Below are 18,585 nucleotides of genomic sequence, written 5' to 3' on the forward strand. Positions count from 1 at the left end.
TGTGACATAGCTTTTCGTGCAGAACCAGCTCAAAATCCCATACGATGTTTGCGACACTTCTTTACGTACAGAGCTTAAATCTTAAGGAACACAGAAAAATCTGGCCCGAGTTCATCCCTCAAACCTTTGACTAAGCGCTCCCCCTCCAGCTTAAACTCAAGCTCCAATTCATCATTCTTAAATCCAGAGTTTGATGGTGTGACATACGAACCACCGTCACTATCATGGTTGACCCGACGAATCTACATGCAATAAAAGGCACTTGCCTTCTCGCTTGACGACAAGACTAATCGGCCTTGTTGTTTCTCCCTCATCAAAAGACATTTCAACCTTAAGGTGCTGGTCGCCAAACGTCTTAAGCTCAGCGATAAGCTCCGCCACTGTCTTGCCTCGATTTTCCCAGTCTACTCTATCGCTCATTCAATCACCGATACGATTCAAATTTTTATCAAAGGTACCGTCACGTGTTGACTTACTTTCCAGGGCTTTTACTGAACCGGCCATTTTCCATGCACCTCCATTGTGCCCATCCAAATCTCTCGTAATGTAGGTTTTGCCCTTACGGAACACTGCTTGGCCGCCATGAACTGTTTCGCTTATTTTCTGATACCCTAACGCCTCAGCTGCTACCTTAGCCTCTTTTGTAGTCCTGTACACAGGTTGTTTTGTAACGACCGAGCGACCGCCCATGGTCGCGTTTAGCAACGTCGAGCCTATCATGGAAAGGAGCCGGCTCTCATCTCCTCCTTTGAGCGCGCCCAGTTCACTTGCGATAATATTCTGCGCGTCTTGATTACTACTGCTAATCACATAGCCGATGACAACAGATGCGCCAAACTCACCTCGAGCAGATGCTTCTTTAGCTAACGCTCTGAGTTTCGGCTCGTCAGCACTGAGCTTCGCGGAAATATCTTCGCACTGCCCAGGATTTTTACGACACACGTCGGCCAACTCTTTATTGCGAGCCTCATCCAACTGCGCATATTTCTCTCTAGTATCCTGAACACACCCATCATCCAGGCAGGCTTTTTCTTCCGCGTCCTTATTTTGAACTTCTTCATGTGTAAGGTAATTATATTGCGTCGAGTTGCTTGCCACCCACGCGCCCATCTGCGAACTGTCGCCATCACCGTTGACCGCAGCAGCAGCCAAAACACCCAACAATTGTGAGTTCATTATCAGCAACTGCTGCTTCTTCTCAGGCTGCATTTCGGCATAGTGCTGCGCAAGCGTATCCACTACCGCCTCATTGAGCCCGGCTGCAACTGCACCGGTTTTGAAATCGCCTCCAGCCGCCTCCGCGGCCAGCCCGCCCATCACCGCATGCAGTGCAACTTTGCCGGCGCCTCCCGGCTGAAGATCGAAGCGACTACCCAAATCGCCAACCAGATTGAACCCTGCAGCTGCGAATGTACTGGCGAGGCTGCTTCGCAGAGCATCACCCAACGCGCTGTCACCACCGAGGGCGCGGTCCAGCACGGTCGAAGTACCATTCTGAAGCAGCTGGTTGCCTGCAAAGCGACCAATGCCGTCCCAAGTGGAAAGCCCTCCCGCCGGCAATACGGCGCCACTATTAGGCAGCGCGCTTGAAGTTCCCGTTTCGGTCGCTGTCCAGTCATCGAACACGCCGGTAGTCAAACCTGCGGTGAGCCCCGTAACCACATAGCCGCGAAGCGCATCAGTGGACGTGACATCCTTAAGCACCAGGCTCAAGTTGCCACGATTGTTGATCGCGCTGATGGTCGCTCCACTTGCCGCACTGGCGGCGATCGAGGAAAGCGCCACATTCGCCCATCCTGCCGCAACGGTCGAACCCGCTGCCGCGCCGCCGGCTACGGCACTGGCCGTCGCTGTTCCACTTGCCGCCATGGCCGTCCCGGATCCAGCAGTCGCACCAGCCGCAGAACCCAAGGCAGCGCTGGCTGCGCCTGCAGTAAGGTAAGTGATGATGATCGCAACGACCAACTGTGCCGCAACACCCATACCCGACTGGCTGTACTTGAAGGAATCGTGCACCTCCTTGACTTGCCGCCAATCAACATCACCTCGAGCGTCGGCCTCCTTGAGCCAAGCCAGCTGAGGGTCTTGCTGGACCATCAGATCGATGGTCTCGCTCACGCTCTTCTGATCGACCTGCCTGATATCGATCTTCAAGCCATCGGCGGCCTTGATCAGCACGTCACCACTGGCCAGCAACTGGCTCTGACGCAGTGTCTCATCGGTGTTGCCTTTGCCTTTGGCGCTGTTCCAGACAAGACTGGTCTTGCTCTTGACGTGACTCTCCTGATGCAAGTCCTTGACCGCTTCAAAAATCACTGCGCCGCCACTGTCGATGATCAGGTCTGCGCCGCTGTCGAGCTTGGCCGCCTGGTACAACTGGTCACCACCGCTGACCAGCATCAGGTCGCCACCTGTGCTGATCGCACTGCCGACGCTGGTGACCTGGGTGACTTCATCGCGCTTGGTATACTTGCTGCCGAAGCTGCCCTTCTTTTTCTTGTCGTACAGCGAGTAGTCCAAATCCTCCGCCGCCAGCAAGGCAAGTTGGCCGCCGGCCACCAGGTAGGCTTCGTCGCCGGCACTGATGCGGCTGGCACTCAGGGCCAGGTCCTGGCCGGCGCTGATGGAGACATCGGCACCGGCTGTCAGCACGGTGGACACCTGGCTGACATGGTCTTCCTGGGTCTTGAGCTTCTTGGAGGTGTACGCCGAATGGGTCTCGTCTGCCGCCGACATCAAGGTCACGTCACCAGCGGCGCTGATATCGATGGCGCGCTGTGCCTCGATCTGGCTGGCCACCGCAGTGAGGTCGCGCCCTGCCACGGCAGTGAAATCGCGCCCGGCACTGACGCTGGAGCCGTTCTGCGTCACCGACTGGGTGGTGGTGCGCCCATAGGCGGCGCTGTCGATGGACTCGGCGGAACCCAGCAGGATGTCGCGACCGGCCTCGATCGAGGTGTCGCGCCCGCTCTGCAGTACCCCGCCGGCGCTGACGAAATCTCGTCCAGCGTTGATGCTCAGGTCGTTGGCGGCCTCGATGCGCGCGGCGCTGTCGACGTAATCGGTACGCATCTGCAGGCGAGCAGCGTCGGTGACCTGGCTGGTTACCGAACGCTCATTGATTACGTCTCCCTTCAGGGTGGTCATGCTGATGTCGCGACCGGAAATGATGCCACCGGCCTTGTTGACGATGTCGTTGCCGGCCAGCAGGTCGACCCGGTTGCCCGCCTGGATCAGGCCACTGTTGATGATGTCGTTGCCGGCCGCGGCCGACAGGTTGTTGCTGGCGCGCAGGGTGCCAACGTTGAGCAGGTCCTGCCCGGCCACCAGGTTGACGTCATTGCCTGCCACCAAGGCGCCATTGGGCGCCAGGCGGTTGTTGGCATTGGCCATGTACAGCACCGGTACCAGCACCTTCTCGCCGTTGACCGTGACCTCTTCCAGCCAGACGATGTCGTGGGTCAGCGCCGCCACCTGCTCCGAGGTCAGGCCCACGCCCACCGCCAAATTCAGCTGCTGCTTGCTGGCGATGGCGTTGTCCATCAGGTACTTGAACATCTGCTCGTCGCTGGTCTGGCCGGCCAGGAAGCGCTGCCCGGTGGCGGCCACCACGGCTTGCTGCAGCAAACGCTGCTCATAGAAGCCATCGCCCAGCCGCTTGGCGCTTTCGTCAGGGTTGTAGCCCAGGCCGGCCAGCAGGTAGTCGGAGCTCATGAACTGCTTCAGGTCGGTGAGCAAGGGGCTGGTTTCGACCAGGTACTTGTGCGGCTGGGACGCGACAGTGCGGTCCGGCAGGCCGGTCACCCGGTCGATGTTCTGCCCGGCCGCTGCCGTCGGTTGCGCGCTTCCTGGCGAGGCGACGGTCGAGCGGCCGTCGGCACTCGGCGTGCCGGGGCGATCGGCCGCCGAAACCACGGCCTGGCTGGCCGGCGACAAGGGGGCGACGGTGGCCACCTGTGCAGGTTGCGCGGCGGCCACATCGGTCAGCCCGTCACGGGCCTGCGGCGCCAGGTCGGTGCGGCCAGCGGACTGGCCGGCCACTGTAGTGTCGCGGCTGCCGGAAGCCAGCCCCGGCACGTTCGCCGGGCCTGCCGAACTGCCCGGCGTAGTGACGCCAACCTGGGTGTCGCGGTTCGTCTCGATGCCGGCAAGGTCGACAGACTGCCCGGTGGCGCTGAGCGAGCCGGCGGCATCGCCGGAAGGCGTCTGGCTGCCGATGCCATCGCTGCGGGTGACATCACCGGCCTGGCTACGGCCCGACTGCCAGCTGCCGTTGTTGACGCTGCCAACCGCAGACACATCGACCGCACTCGCGGTGGCGCCCAACGTGCCGGCTTCGCGCGCAGCGACCGAGAGTTGCTGCGTGCTGGCCCAGAGCTGGGCGTTGTCGCCCACCTGCAAGGTGCGCCCGGTCGTGCCCGGCAGCGCCAGCTCGCGTTGCGCCAGGTCAATGCTGGCAGCACCTAGGGTCCAGTTGCCGGCGCCGCTGCCAGCTTGGCTGGCCTGGCCTGCGCTGGCTGCCTGGTCGCTCAGGCGGAACAGGCCGTTGGGGTTGGTCGGCAGGCTGAAGCCCGGCAGGCTCAACGGGTTGATCTGCTGTTGGGCGAGGTTGGGCGGCAACTGCCGGTTCAGCACGATCACCGGCGCCATGCCGGTGCCCGTGGCACCGGTATTCAGGCCCCTTGCAGCCCCAGTGGCCGCTTGGCTGTAGGCCCGCTCGACGCCGTTGGAAATGTTGCTGGACGCGGTGATGGCAATCGCGCCACCGGCCTGAACAACTGAAGGCAGGTAGTTGGAACCGGCATTTTCCACGCGTTGCGTGAGGAACGGCGTTGCAGCCTGAATGGCCGCCGGAGCGCTGCTGGGCTGCCCACTTCCGTAGTTGGCCGGGAAAATGAATTCGGCGTACTTGTATTTACCGCTGCCGCCTTTCGATTGGGTGGTGTCAAGCCTGAAGCTGGCGAAATTCACCCAAGAGATCGTGTTGCCACTACCGACGGAGCGGGTCCCGCCGTTGATCGCTGCCATCGATTCGTTGCCCGCTGCGTTCCAGAAGCGGATACCCCCTGTGTAGCCGGCGTCGTTATCGGCGTTGTACTGGGCGATAAGCTTCCACAACCCCTCGCCGGGCTTGCCAACGTCGATGTACTTCAGCTCCGAGTAGCCGTTCAGCGATGTCCCGGTATTGGCAAACGAGCCGGTATTGATGGTGATATTACCGGCGGCGGAAACCGTGGAGTTGGAGTTGGCGAACGCATCGCTGGCCACGCTCAGGTTACGTCCCGACACCAGGCTTGCCTGTTGCTCGACCGCCCCCAAGGCCTCATAGGTGTAGGTCTGCCCCCAGACCAGGTGCGAGCTCGGCGAAATCTGTACGCTGCCGTCCATGTAGCTGGAACAGCTGTAGCAGCGCACGCCGATGTAACCGGACTGCACCGTCGGGGTCAGGCTGAAGTCGACGCGCTTGTTGCTGACGGTGCTGGCCGCGATGGTGAAATCGCCAACGCTTTCCATCGTCCCGGAGATGTTTTCCAGCAGGGCCGAACGATTGCCTTGGGCATCCCGGGCAACCCGGATCGCACCCAGGCTGTATATATCGCCCTGGCGGTTGGTCAGGCTCTGGGCGTACAGCGCCATGTCCGTGCCGCTGTAGATGAAACCGCCTTGGTTCAACACGTTGCCGGAGGTCAGGGTCAGGGCCTGGGCGCTGCCCAGCGAACCGTAGTTGGTGATGCCGCCAGCCTGGACCGCGAGGCTCGACGCCGACGTCAGGCGCCCGGCATTGCTCAGCAAGCCGCCGACGTTGAGCGTGCCGTCGCCACCGGAGGCGACGCTGGCGCTGTTGCCCATGGTCAGCTGGCCGAGGGTGAAGTTCATGGCTCCAAGGCTGCTGACACGCCCGCTGGCATTCAGGCTGCCGGCGAGGCTCAGGTCGAGCCCGCCATCACTGGCGATCAACCCTGCCGTGCTCCAGTTGTTGCCGCTGCCGCTGAAACGTTCCGAGGCCAGTAGTTGCCCACCGGCCGTCTGGTTCAGTTCGCCGACGTTGACGGTCAGGCGCCCGGCCTGGATCACACTGCTGTTGGTCCAGCTGGCCGCTGTCAGGGTCAGCCCGCCACGGGTGACCAGGGTGCCGCCGCTGTTGGTGATGTTTGCCGTGGAAATGTCGAAGGTGCCGGTGCCGCCATGCAGCACAGTGCCATCGAGGTTGCTCAGGCCACTGGTGTTGAGGGTCAGGTCGGTGTTGGCCACCTCTACCCTGCCGCTGCGGTTGTCGAAGCCACCGCCAATCTGGAACTCGCTCTTGCCGGCCGTGCCCAGGGCGCGCAGCTGGCCACCCTGGTTGTCCACGGCGGCCGCTGACACCAGCAATTGCGTGTCGCTTTCGATAACGCCCGAGCGATTGGCCAGCATGTTGCCGAGCGCCAGTTCCACGCGGTTGCCTGCCAGCTGCCCGGCACTGTTGTCCAGGCTGCTGGCATCGACCCGCACCAGGCCTTTGGCATACAGACCACCGCCCGCATTGACCAGGGCCGCGCTGCGGATACGTGCATCGCCCGACTGGGCGGCAACCCGGCCGCCACTGTTGTCAACGCTGCCGGCCACCAGCAACAGTTGCTGGCCCTGCACTACACCGCCGTTGCCGGCGAGGTCGCGCCGGTTGTCGAGCAGGCCGCTGACGTTGACGTCCAGCAACCCGGCGACGCTGGCCAGGATGCCACCCTGGTTACCCAGGCTGCCGGCCCGCTGCACCACCAGGTTGCCGCCCTGGGCCAGCAGCTTGCCGCCGCGGTTCTCCAGCGCCCCGGCGATGTCCAGCAGCACGCTGCTGCGCCCCTGCACTTCGCCCTGCTGGTTGAGCAGTTCGCCCGCCTGCAACGCGACATCGGCGTTTTCGCTGTAGATCAGCCCCTGGTTGTCATTGCGCAGGGTCGATGCGACATTGACCTTGACCTGCTCCTTGGCCGCCAAGGTACCCAACTGGCCGTTGTCGAAGCTGCCGGCATTGAGCTCCAGCCCGCTGCGGCTGACGATCTTGCCAGCATGGTTGAGCACCTGTCGGGCCTGCACCAGTTGCAGCTCCTCAGCGCTGACCAAGGTGCCGCCGCTGTTGTCGAGGTTGCCACGCAGGTCGAGCAGCAGGCTGCCATTACCGGCAATGCGGCCACCACGGTTGTCCAGGTCACTGCCATTGATGCTCAACAGTTGCTGGGCATCGATGCTCCCCCCCAGGTTGGCCAGGGTGGCCGTGTCCAGCTGCAAGGCCGCGCCGCTGGACAGCACACCGCCGCTGTTGTCGAGGCTGGCCGCGTCGACGTCCATGCGCCCCTGGCTTACCAGGGCACCGTCCCCACCATTGAGCAAGGCACCGGTGAGTTGTACGTCCAAGGCACCCTGGCGGCTGGACAGGGTGCCGAGGTTGCGGTTGTCGAGGCTGCCGCCTTTGAGGCTCAGTCCCTGCCAACCGGACAGCAGGCCGCCCTGGTTGCTGACGCTGGCGGCGGAAAGCACCAGCTGCCGTGCGCCAATCAGTTTGCCGCTGTCGTTTACCAGGCTACCGGCGGTCAGCGCCAGGTCCTGTGTGGCAGAGACCTCGCCCCCGCTGTTGTCGACACTGTCGGCGTTGATGCTCACACCCGCCTGGCTGTTGATCAGGCCGGCCGCGCGGTTGTTCACAGCGCGCGACGTCAGCGACAGGCCTTGGCCCGCGAGTAGCGCCCCGCCCTGGTTGGTCAGCCTGTCACTGCTCAGGGTCAGCTGGCCTGCCGCGCTGATCAGCCCCTGCTGACCATTGTCGAGCAGGCCACTGCTGCCCAGCTGCAAGTCGCTGCGGCTGTTGAAGGTGCCCCCACGGTTGTCCACCGCGCCTGCGCTGACGCCCAGGCTGGCGGCGCCGATCAGGCCCTTGAGGTTGCTCAGGGTCTGGGCGATGACCAGGTTCAGGCCCTGGCTGGCGAGTACACGGCCGCCGTCGTTGTCCAGGCTACGGGCAGCGAGGGTGTAGGCCTGGGCGCTGGAGATTTCACCGGCGCGGTTGCTGACATCAGCCAGGTTGCTCAGCCGCAACGGGCCGGCACTGTTGATCAGGCCACCCTGGTTGTCCAGCTTGCCGCCCTGGAGGTCGAGGCTGAGGCTGGTATTGCCCGACAGTTTGCCACCTTGCTGATCGAGCCCGGTGACAGTGGCGGTCAGCGCGCCGAGGCTGCCGATGTTGCCACCGTTGATCACCTGCCCGGCATCAAGGTCGAGGGCCTGCGCGCTGTTGAGCCTGCCGCCCCGGTTGCTCATGGCACCGGTCTGCACACTGACCGCACCCTTGGCACTGATGCTGCCCTGGTCGTTGACCAGGCTGGCGCTGCGCAGGTGCAGTCGAGCATCGGTGAGCAGTTCGCCATCGCTGTTGTCGAGCGTTTTGGCCACGGTCAGGGTCAGGTCGTCGGCACTGCCCAGGTTGCCACCTTGGTTATCGAGGCTGTTAGCGCTGACCACCAGCGTCGACTCACTGCTCAGCATGCCCTGCCGGTTGCTCAGTTCGCCGCTGAAATTCAGCACCAGTGGCCGCTGCGAGAAGATCGCCCCGCCGCTGTTGTCCATGCTGGCACCGCTCAGCTCCACGGCTTGCCCATGCAGTTGGCCACGGGTACGGTTGAGCACCTGCTGCACCGCCAGTGTCAGCTTGCCGCCTGCGAACAGAACACCGTCATCACTGTTGTCCAGAGAAAGCCCGGTGAGAGTGAGGTCGCTGTTGCTGGTCAGCTCGCCTGCGCGGTTGTCCAGGTTGTCGATAGTCAGGTCCAGCGCCTGGGTCGCGCCAAGCAAACCAGAGCGGTTGTCCACCCGGGTGGCGGTGACGCTGACGCGATCGGTGCCTATCAGCTGGCCGCCCTGGTTATCAAAGGTGCCGGTCTTCAGTTCGACCAGCGCCTTGCCGGCAATCTGGCCTTGGCCATTGTCGAGGTTGTCGCTGCCCAGCGTGAGCACATCGTCGGCAATCAGGGTGCCGCGGCGGTTGAGCAACGACTCGCCAGCATGAACCGCAAGCGAGCCACGGGCGCTTATCAGCCCGTCGCTGTTGTCCAGGCGCTGGCTGTCCAGCGCCAGTTGCGTCCCGCTGATGCGACCGTTGCGATTACCCAGCACCTGGTCGACGCGCAAGACCAGGCGCTGGTTGCTGACCAGCTTGCCATCACTGTTGTCGAAGCTATGGGCAGCAAGGTCGATCGCGCCCTGACTGGAAATTTCGCCCCTCTGGTTGAGCACCGTGCCGAGGTTCTTGAGGGCCAGGCTCGGGGCATTGATCAAGCCACCGTTGACCAGCGCGCCCCGGTTCAGGTCCAGGGTCAGTTGACGGTTGCTGAACAGCTCGCCTTGGTCTTGGACCAGGCCAGTGACGCTGGCGTCGAGCACGCCATTGCTGGCGATACGTCCGCCATTGCTGACCTGGCCGGCGTTCAGGGTCAGGTCTGCGCTGCTGATGAGACGGCCGCCCTGGTTGTTATCCAGGCGTCCGGTAACCACGGTGGTATTGCCTTGGCCCTTGATTAGACCCTGCTCGCTGTTGTCCAGGCTGGCGCTGGTGAGGCTGAGGCCCTGACCGCTCTCCACCACGCCGCCCTGGTTGAGTACTCCGGCCGCGCCGTTCACCAGCAGCAGGCCGGCACTGGAAATACTCCCGGCGCGGTTATCCAGCAGTTGGCCGTCGAGACTCAGGGAGCCCTCACTGCCGAGGCGCCCTTGGCGGTTGTCGAGGCCGCCGTCAAGCGTTCCTGCCCCTTGCGCCGCAAGGCGAACCTGCAACGACTGCTGCGCGGCGAGAGTACCCAAAGCGTTGTCCAGTCGGGCAGCGGCCAGGTTGATGTCGCGGGCGAACACCAGGCCACGGGCCTGGTTGACCAGCCGAGCCACGGTCATTTCCAGCGAAGTGCCTGCCAGCAGCTTGCCCGCACTGTTGTCCAGCTGCGCGGCGCCGAGCGTGACCTGCTGCTGGCTGGAGATTTCCCCGCCCTGGTTGTTTACCGACTGCACCTGCAGGCGCAGTGCCTTGCGGCTGCCGACCAAGCCACCCGCGCTGTTGTCCAGCTGGTCGCCGGTCAGGCTCAGTTCGCCCTCGGCCACCAGCTCGCCGCCCTGCTGCTCAAGCAGGCCAATGCTCGCCAACAGATCGCCCTGGCTGGCGATACGCCCCTTGCCGTTGCCGACCGAATCGGCTGTGAGCCTCAACCCACCGTTGGTGCTGACCAAGCCGCCCTGGTTGAGCAGCTCACCGATATCGAGCTCCAGCGCCTGTACGCCGCTGAGCAGGCCTTCGCGGTTGTCCAGCTGCGCCAGGTGCAGCTGCATGCCCTGGTTGGCGCGCACGACCCCACCACGGTTGTCCAGCGACGTACCACTGAAGGTCAGGGCGTTCTGCCCGGCCAGCCGGCCGCCACGGTTGTCGAGGCGCTCGACCTGCAGCGCCATGGCGCCTTTGCTGAGTATGCTGCCGCCGTTCCGGTTATCCAGCAGGCCTGCGACGCTCAGCCCAAGGCTGCCGTCGCTGACCAGGCTGCCATTGCCACTGTTGTCCAGGTTGCCGGCAGTGACCTGCAGCTCGCGCCCGGCGCCCAAGGTACCGCCCTGGTTGGACAGTGCGCCGCCCACCTGCAGGTCGAGGGCAACATCACCCATGACCTGGCCCCGGTCGTTGCTCAGGGACTGGGCTGCGACTTTGTTGACTCCAGCGGCGGAGACTTCGCCGGCCGCGTTGAGCAAGGCGCCAGTGATCGCCAGATCGAGGTTGGCGCCACTGCTGAACAGGCCATTGCTGTTGTCCAGGCTGGCGGCCTTGGCCGTCAGGCCGTTGGCGGTGATCTGACCGTCGGCGTTGAGCAATGCCTGACGGATGTCCAGATCGATGGCCTGGTCGCTGAGCAGGCCGCCATCACTGTTGTCGAGGCTGTCGGCCAGCAGGCCGAAGGCCTGCTCGCTGGAGATCTCGCCGCCCCGGTTGACGACTGTGGACAGGTTGCGCAGCACCAGTGCCCCCGGTGCGTTGATCAGGCCTCCACTGTTGTTCAGCAAGCCCTGATTCAGGTCCAGAGTCAGGGCGCTGTTGCTGTACAGCTCGCCGCCACCGCGTTGGTCCAGGCCGCGCAACGAGGCCGTGAGTGCCTTGACGCTGGCAATCGTGCCGCCCAGGTTGTCTACCTGCCCGGCATTCAGGTCGAGTTGGTCGAGGCTGATGAGGCGCCCAGCCTGGTTGTTGAAAGCCCCAGTACCTAACGTCATCGAACCATTGGCGGCGATGCGCCCGGCCGCGTTGTCGAGGCTGAGGCTGGAAAGCGCCAAGGCACCGGCAGCAAGCAGCTCGCCCCCCTGGTTGCCGATGCCCTGCGCCGTGGAGAGGCGCAGGTCGGCATCGCTGCGAATCGCGCCCTGGCGGTTGTTCAGTTGCCCGCTCCCACCCCCCCCCTTCAGCAGCAGTGAAACGCCAGTCTTGCCATACAGGCTGCCTTGGGCACTGTTGTCCATCTGCCCGGCAATGATGGCCACGGCGCGCTGGCCGGAGATGATGCCCTTGGCCTGGTTGTCCAGGCGCGACAGGGTCAGCTGCAGGGTGCCATTGGCGACAACCTGGCCGGCGCTACTGTTGTCCAGGGACTCGCCGTTGATGTCCAGGTCCGCAACACTGGCAATCTGGCCCGCGCGGTTGTCGAGCCGCTCGACCGCGAGTGTCATGCCGTTGCCGGCATTGAGCAGGCCGGCCTGACGGTTGTCCAGCGCGTGGCTCTGCACTCGCAGTTGCCCGGTCGCGACCACGTTGCCAGTGCGGTTGTCGAACTGGCGAGCATCGACTGCGATGTCATGCTTGCCGGTGATTCGCCCGGCAGCGGTGTTGAACAAGCTGTCGGCGCGCAGTTGCAGGGCCCCGACGGCACCCAGCACGCCCCCCAGGTTCAGCAGCTGACCGCTAACGGCCAGCGCCATCGTGCCATCGCTGGCAACACGACCCTGGCCGTTATCGAAGCTGGCGGCCTCCAGGCTCAGCGCATTGGCAGCCAGCAACTGCCCATTGCGGTTGCTGACCGCACCGGTCTGGCGCAGGGCCAGGCGCGTGTCGGCTTGCACCAGCCCGGCGCTGTTGTTCAGCTCGGCACTGGTCAGCGCAACGCTGCTGCCAAGAACGCGCCCTTGCTGGTTGTTCAGCACGCCGTCGACGGCCAGGTCAAGACCCTCGCGGGCTTCCAGGCTACCTTCGCGGTTTACCAGGCTGCCCGCGTGAACATCCAGCGAAGCGGCCTTGATCTGCCCCAGGGTGTTGTCCAGAGCCTGGGTGATGCGCAGGATCAGGCCCTGCTCGCTGAGGACCTTGCCGCCGTTGAGCAGGTCGCTGGCGGCCAGTTCGAAAGCCTGGCCACTGGAAATTTCACCGCCCTGGTTGCTGACGCTGGCAAGCTGCTTCAGCAGCAACTGGCCTGGCGCGTTGATCAGCCCGCCCTGGTTGTTCAAGTAGCCATTGTTCAGGTCGAGGGTGACACCCGCCTGGCCGTAAAGCCGGCCACCGTCATGCTGGTCCAGGCTGGCGACCGAGGCCTCCAGCTGCCCGCTGCTGTGAATGCTGCCACCCAAGCTGTTGTCGGTGGCACCCGCATTGAGCAAAAGGTCACCCGCACTGTCGACCAGGCCGGCCTGGTTGAGCAGTTGAGCGCTGATGCATGCGGTCAGGCCGCTGTCACTGCTGAGTTTGCCTGCGCGGTTGTCCAGGCTGGCGGCGTTGAGTTCGGCCGCTTGCCTGGCGTACAGCGCCCCCTGGCGGTTGTCCACTGCGCCGAGGCTGTCGATGGTCAACTGACGGTCGCTCTGGACCAGGCCCTGCCGGTTATCCAGCGAACCGGCGCTGATCGTCGCCTCGCCGGCCAGCAACTGTCCGCCTTGGTTGTCGAGGGTACCTTCGGCATGTAGCGCGAGCGCGCCGCTGGTGCTGATGCTACCGCCCTGGTTGACCAAGGCACCCGCGCGGATATCCAGCTGGTCCGCCGAAACCAGGCCTTTGGTGTTTTCCAGCACACGGGCGATACGTAAGGTCAGACCCTGCTCGCTGAGCAGCTTGCCAGCGCCGTTGTCCAGTGCATCGGTAGCCAGGAGGAAGCCGAGGTTGCTGGAAATTTCGCCACCGCGGTTATCGACCGACGCGACATTGTTCAGCAGCAGGCGACCGGTTGCATTCAACCGCCCACCCTGGTTGTCCAGGCGCCCCTGGTTCAGGTCGAGGGTGAGTGCACCCTGGCTGAGCAACTGCCCGTCACCGTGCTGGTCAAGAGCGCCCAGCGTTGCATCGAGCCGTTCGCCACTGCTGACTCGGCCGCCACTGCTGTTGTCCAACACTCCGGCTTGCAGGTCGAGGCTGCGTTCGCCGCGCAGCGTGCCATTGGCGTTGCTCAGCGTGCCGTCAAGCACCAGGCCAAGATGATTGCCTGCGAACACCGCACCCTGCTGGTTATTCAGTTGCGCGCCACGCAGGGAAAGCTGGTCGCCGGCACTGATATGACCGGCCCCGTTGTGCACCTCTGCTGCGCTAGTGAGTTTCAGGTTACGGTCTGCCTGGATCCGACCGTTGCGGTTGTCCAACGTGCCAGCAGAAATCAGGCCTTCTCCGGCCTGCAGTTTGCCGTCGACGTTGTTCAGCGTACCCTCGACGGCCAGTGTCAGGTCATCGCGTATGTTCAGATTGCCTTGGCTGTTGTCGAGGCCACCCAGCTGCGCTTCCAGCCGCGCCGCAGAAACCAGCCCGGCCGCGTTGTCCATGGCCCTGGCGATACGCAGGGTCAGCAGTTGCTCGCCGAGCAGCTTGCCGCCGCGGTTGTCCAGGCTGCTGGCGTCCACGGTAAAAGCCTGGCGGCTGGAGATCTCGCCGCCCTGGTTATCGACGCTGTCCAGGTTGCGCAGCAGCAACTGCCCCGGAGCGTTGAGCAGGCCGCCCTGGTTGTTCAAGTGACCGTGATTCAAGTCCAGGATCAGGTCGTTCTGGCTGTAGAGCTGCCCGCCACCGGCCTGCATCAGCCCGCTGACGCTGGCCTGCACATTCTGAGCGTGCACACGCCCGGCGTTGCGGTTATCCAGTTGCGCGGCACGCAGTTGCAACGTGGCCCCGGCTGCCAGTTCGCCCTGCTGGTTGACAAGGTTGGCGCCGGTCAGTTGCAGGTTGGCACCGGCACTGAACAGGCCACTCTGGTTGAGCAAGTCACCTGCCAAGGTGGCCGTCAGGTCGCCACCGCTGGTGAGCTTGCCGGAGCGGTTATCCAACTCATTTGTAGTCAGCGCCACGTTTGCGCCGCTGGCCAGGATGCCGTTACGGTTATCGACACCTGCTGCATTCAACTGCAAACGGTCGATGGCCTGGATCCGGCCGCCCTGGTTGTCCAGCGGCCCCAGGTCGAGGCCGAGGTTTGCGCCCACCACCTCACCGCCACGGTTATCCAGCCCGCCTGAGGCTACCAGCCCCAGGTCACCCTCGCTCTTGAGCTTGCCAGAACGGTTGTCCAGTCGCTCGGCACGCAGTTCGAAACCGCGCACGCTGGAGATTTCGCCGCCCTGGTTGTCTACCGAGGCGAGGTTGAGCAGCTGCAGCGGGCCCGGTGCAGTGACGAGGCCGCCCTGGTTGTTCCAACTGCCGTGGTTGAGGTCCAGGCTGACACCGGCCTGGCCGTGCAGGCGGCCGGCACCGTTGTCCAGGCTGCCGACCGCGAGCCGCATGTCACCCTGCGCGGTCAGGTTACCGTCGTGGTTGTTCAGGGCACCACTGAAATGGGCATCCAGGCCTGCCTGGCTGCTGATCATGCCTTGCTGGTCGTTGAGCAGGCTGGCGGCATCAAGCCACAGGCCACTGGCGGCAATCAGGCCCGCGCTGTTGCTGAGGGTACGGGCAATGCTCAAGGTCAGGCCCTGGTCACTCAACAGTTTGCCTGCACCGTTGTCGAGGCTGCTTGCGCTGACGTTGAAGGCGCGCTGGCTGGCGATTTCACCCTGACGGTTATCGACGCCATCGAGGTTGCTCAGGGTCAGCTGCCCGCTGGCGTTGATCACGCCACTGCGGTTGTCCAACAGCCCGCGACGCAGGTCGAGGCTCAGGTCACCATCGCTGACCAGGCGCCCGCCGCCCTGCTGATCAAGGCTGCCGACGCTCGCCGTCAGGCGCTGTTTGCTGGTGAGCTGGCCACCGTTGCGGTTGTCGAGAAGGCCCGCGGCATACAGGTCGAGTGCTTGCCCGGCTGCCACCAGACCGGCGACGTTGTCCAGCGTTGCCACGTGCAGGGTGACTTGCCCCAGGCCCGACAATTCGCCATTGCGGTTGATCAGGCTGGTGCTGCTGACACTTAATGCACCGCTGCTGCCCAACAGCCCGCCCTGCCCGTTGAGCAGGCTCTGGCTGTTGACGCCAAGGTTGGAGCCAGCGAGCACACGCCCGTGGTTCTGGTTGTCCACCCGGGCGACCTCAAGCTGGGCATTGCGCCCGGCGCTCAGGGTACCCCCCTGGTTGGCCAGTTCGCTGGCCGTGACCACAACGTCCCGACTGGCGGCCAGGGTATGGCCACTGTTGTCCAACGACTGCGCACTAATGCGCACATCACCTTGGGTGTTGCGGCTGTTGTCGGCGTTGACCCCGGCTTCGATGACACCCTGGTTGAGCACCCGCCCCTTGCTGTCGAGGCTCACGCTGTCACGCGCGGCCAGATTACCCTGGTTGCGCAACTCGCCCTGGGCGCTGATGGCCAGGTCCTTGCCCGCGTACACGGTCCCCTGGGCATCGACACCCCGTGCCTTGGCAGCAAGCGAGCCGCCGGCGGACACCTGGCCGAGGTTCAACTGGCCATTGGCATCGATCTGGATGTCTCCCCCGGCAATCATGTCGCCGGCCAGCTTCACCCCCACGCCTGCCTCGGTGCCGACCAGGCGAATGGTATCGACGTACATACCGCCAAGGGCCGAGGAGTCGATCGCCAACTGCGGCACCGTGCTGCCATCGGCCGCCCGCGCGGTGGCCGTCAGCGTTTGGGCATCGACATCGTTGCGCCCGGCGACGATCGCCAATTTCTTCGCCTGGATCTGCGCATTGATCTGCGCTGCCCGGGTGATGATCTCGAACTGGTCGACATTGCTCGCATTGAGCCCCGCGCCCTGAATCGCGATGGCACCCTGATCGACCTGGTAACGGCGCAACTGGCCGTTCTCGATCACTGGCGTACCCGTGCTCAGGGTCACTTTCGGGGTATTGATGAAGCCGCAGCCATCGCAGCTGATGCCATGGGGGTTGGCCACGATGACGTGCGCGGCCTTGCCCGCCACTTCGGTGTAACCGCGCAGCTGGCTCGGATTGGCGCCGTTGACCTCATTGAGGATGATATCGGCGGCACGACCGGAGAAATTCGGGTTGCCGACGATGATGCCACCCAGTTGGGTGTTCTGCGTGCGATCCGTCGCGTTGTTGAGGATCAGCCCCTGCGCATCGACGTTGTAGTCCTTGAACTGGTTGTGCGACAGGCCGTTGCCATTGGGCGCGGCGATGTTGACGATCGGTACGCCATTGCCTGCCTGCGCCAGCCCCGTGCCTGGCGCGCTGACCGCAATACCTTCGGCCTGGGCCCACAGCGGCTGCCAGAACATGACGTTGGCCAGCAGCAAGGCCAGCGCACGCTTGGGCATGCCACAGAATGTGTCGCGTGCTTGCACGGCGGCAGAAGGCAGGCGAACCAGGAAGGCGAATTGGCGAACGTCCATGTAACGACCTCAGGTCAGCAGCGGCAGCGCTTACAGCAGCAGATCCAGCCGGAAGTAGATGGGTGACTCGCGCTCGGTGATGGCATCCGGGCGTTCGAGTGAATGGGCGAAGGTGACGCTGGCGGCCAGGTGCTGTCTGCGGGCGAACAGTTCCAGGGAATGGCTGGAGACTCGGCCGTGCTGGTCGCCACTGAAGCGGTCGTGGCGAATCACGCCCTGGTCGTAGCCGACGCTGGCGCCATACTCGGCGAGTAGCGGGCGCAGCCACTGAAGTTGCATCGGGCGGCTCCAGCGCAGGTCGTTGCGCCAGTAGCCACCGCTGTCCCCGGTCAGGAACTGGTCCTTGTAGCCTCGCACCGAAGACAACCCGCCCAGGCTCATGCGCTGCGGGCTGAACAGCGGATCCTCGCTGCGCTGCCCAGTGAACAGGCTGCTGAAGCTCAGGCGTTCGCCCCACAACGCAAACGGCTGCAGGTAGCTGAAGGTGAGGGTGTATTTGCGGTAGCGCGCGTCTGGATCGCCGGGGGTGTCTGTCTGCCGGGGCTGGGCACCGAAGGCACCGATGCCTTGCTGCATCCCCAGGTCGAGGTTGACGAACGCAGTGCCGATACGCCGACCATGGTTGATGCCGAACTGCGCTTCGCTGAGCCGGTTGCTGCTGTTCTTCAGGCGGCTGTCTTCGATGTAGTTGTTCGAACGCAGGTAGGCCAAACCGGTATTCAATGCGGTCTTCGAAACGCTGTCACGGTAGATCACCCGCTCGGCGCGAAACTGGTGGTTCTGGGTATCACCGGTCTGTTTGAAGGCGAAGTTGTTGGCCACGGCCTGGGAGCGGTAGGCGCTCTGGCTGTAGGCATAGTTGAAGTTCCACCAGCCCCAGGGCAGGTTGTAGTTGAGCATCTCGCTATGGGAGGTGTGCTGATGGTCGCTGACAGCGTCATGGCCGCCACGGACCAGCAACTGGTCGGCCAAGCCCAGCGGGCTGTCCCATTCCAGGCCATAACCCCATTGCTGTTCGCCGGTGGCGCGCTGCCCTTCGTTGTTACGTGACAGGCTGGCCCGCCAAGGTTTGGTCGGGGTGTTGCGCACATCAACGGTGCTGCCGCCTACGGTGTTGCCAGGCATCAGCTCCATCTTCGCCTGGTTGGACGGTAGGCGGTTGAGCTGATCGACCATCTGCTCGATATCCCGCAGGTTGAGCCGCTCACCGACCGTGCCAGGAAAGGTCATGGCCAGCTCACGCGCCGAGAGGCCGCTGTCATCGCCACTCTTGAGGCCTTCCAGGCGCCCTTCCACCACCTGTATTTCAAGGTGGCGGGTGGTCAGGTCCTGTTGCGGCAGGTAGGCACGGCTGGTGACCTGGCCAATAGCCAGGTAATGGTCGGTGATGGCCTTGAGCAAGGCATTGAGCTGCGACACGCCCAGGCATTGGCCAAGCCAGGGCTGCACCAGGCGCTCCCGCTCGGCTTTGGACAGACTGTCGGCACCCTTGATCTCGATGGTATCGACGGGGAAACAGCGTGTGTCAGCGGCCGTCGGCGCGGCTGGCTGTGTTGCTTGCTGGCCTGGCAGGTCGCGCAGTTCGTCCAGGCGGCGCTGCTGCTCTTGCAGCAAACGGTCCTGTCGATCACGAATCAGGTCCTGCTCGCCCGGGGTAGCTGCAAAGGTGGTTTGAGCTGCGCACAGCCCCAAGGCCATGAAGCACAACCTCATCACGAGGTGGTGAAACTGCATGTAACTTCCTTGTATATGTCATTTGGCCATCATTGGCGGGAAATCTTATTTAGATGGAAAAATGACGTCAAGAAAATTGCGCTCAACGGACGCGCC

At 63.7% G+C, this 18,585-nt stretch carries 2 protein-coding genes; both read right to left on the minus strand.

Annotation, left to right across the window (positions count from 1 at the left end; all coding sequences use genetic code 11):
* Positions 1–420: 420 nt before the first annotated feature.
* Positions 421–16,755 carry a toxin C-terminal domain-containing protein gene (locus BUQ73_RS18690; protein ID WP_079229188.1) on the minus strand — a complete coding sequence of 5,445 codons (16,335 nt, stop codon included), beginning with the start codon at positions 16,753–16,755 and terminating at the stop codon, positions 421–423.
* 30 nt (positions 16,756–16,785) lie between these two features.
* The gene (locus tag BUQ73_RS18695) at positions 16,786–18,489 is read right to left on the minus strand and encodes a ShlB/FhaC/HecB family hemolysin secretion/activation protein (RefSeq protein WP_079229189.1); all 1,704 of its coding nucleotides are present in this window, start codon (positions 18,487–18,489) and stop codon (positions 16,786–16,788) included.
* Positions 18,490–18,585: the final 96 nt, after the last annotated feature.

Origin of the sequence: Pseudomonas putida (assembly GCF_002025705.1) — a bacterium.
Taxonomy (GTDB): Bacteria; Pseudomonadota; Gammaproteobacteria; order Pseudomonadales; family Pseudomonadaceae; genus Aquipseudomonas; species Aquipseudomonas putida_J.

Excerpts from the sequence above, each read along its gene's own strand:
- BUQ73_RS18690 (WP_079229188.1), bottom strand. The coding sequence starts at position 16,755 with ATGGACGTTCGCCAATTCGCCTTCCTGGTTCGCCTGCCTTCTGCCGCC.
- BUQ73_RS18695 (WP_079229189.1), bottom strand. The coding sequence starts at position 18,489 with ATGCAGTTTCACCACCTCGTGATGAGGTTGTGCTTCATGGCCTTGGGG.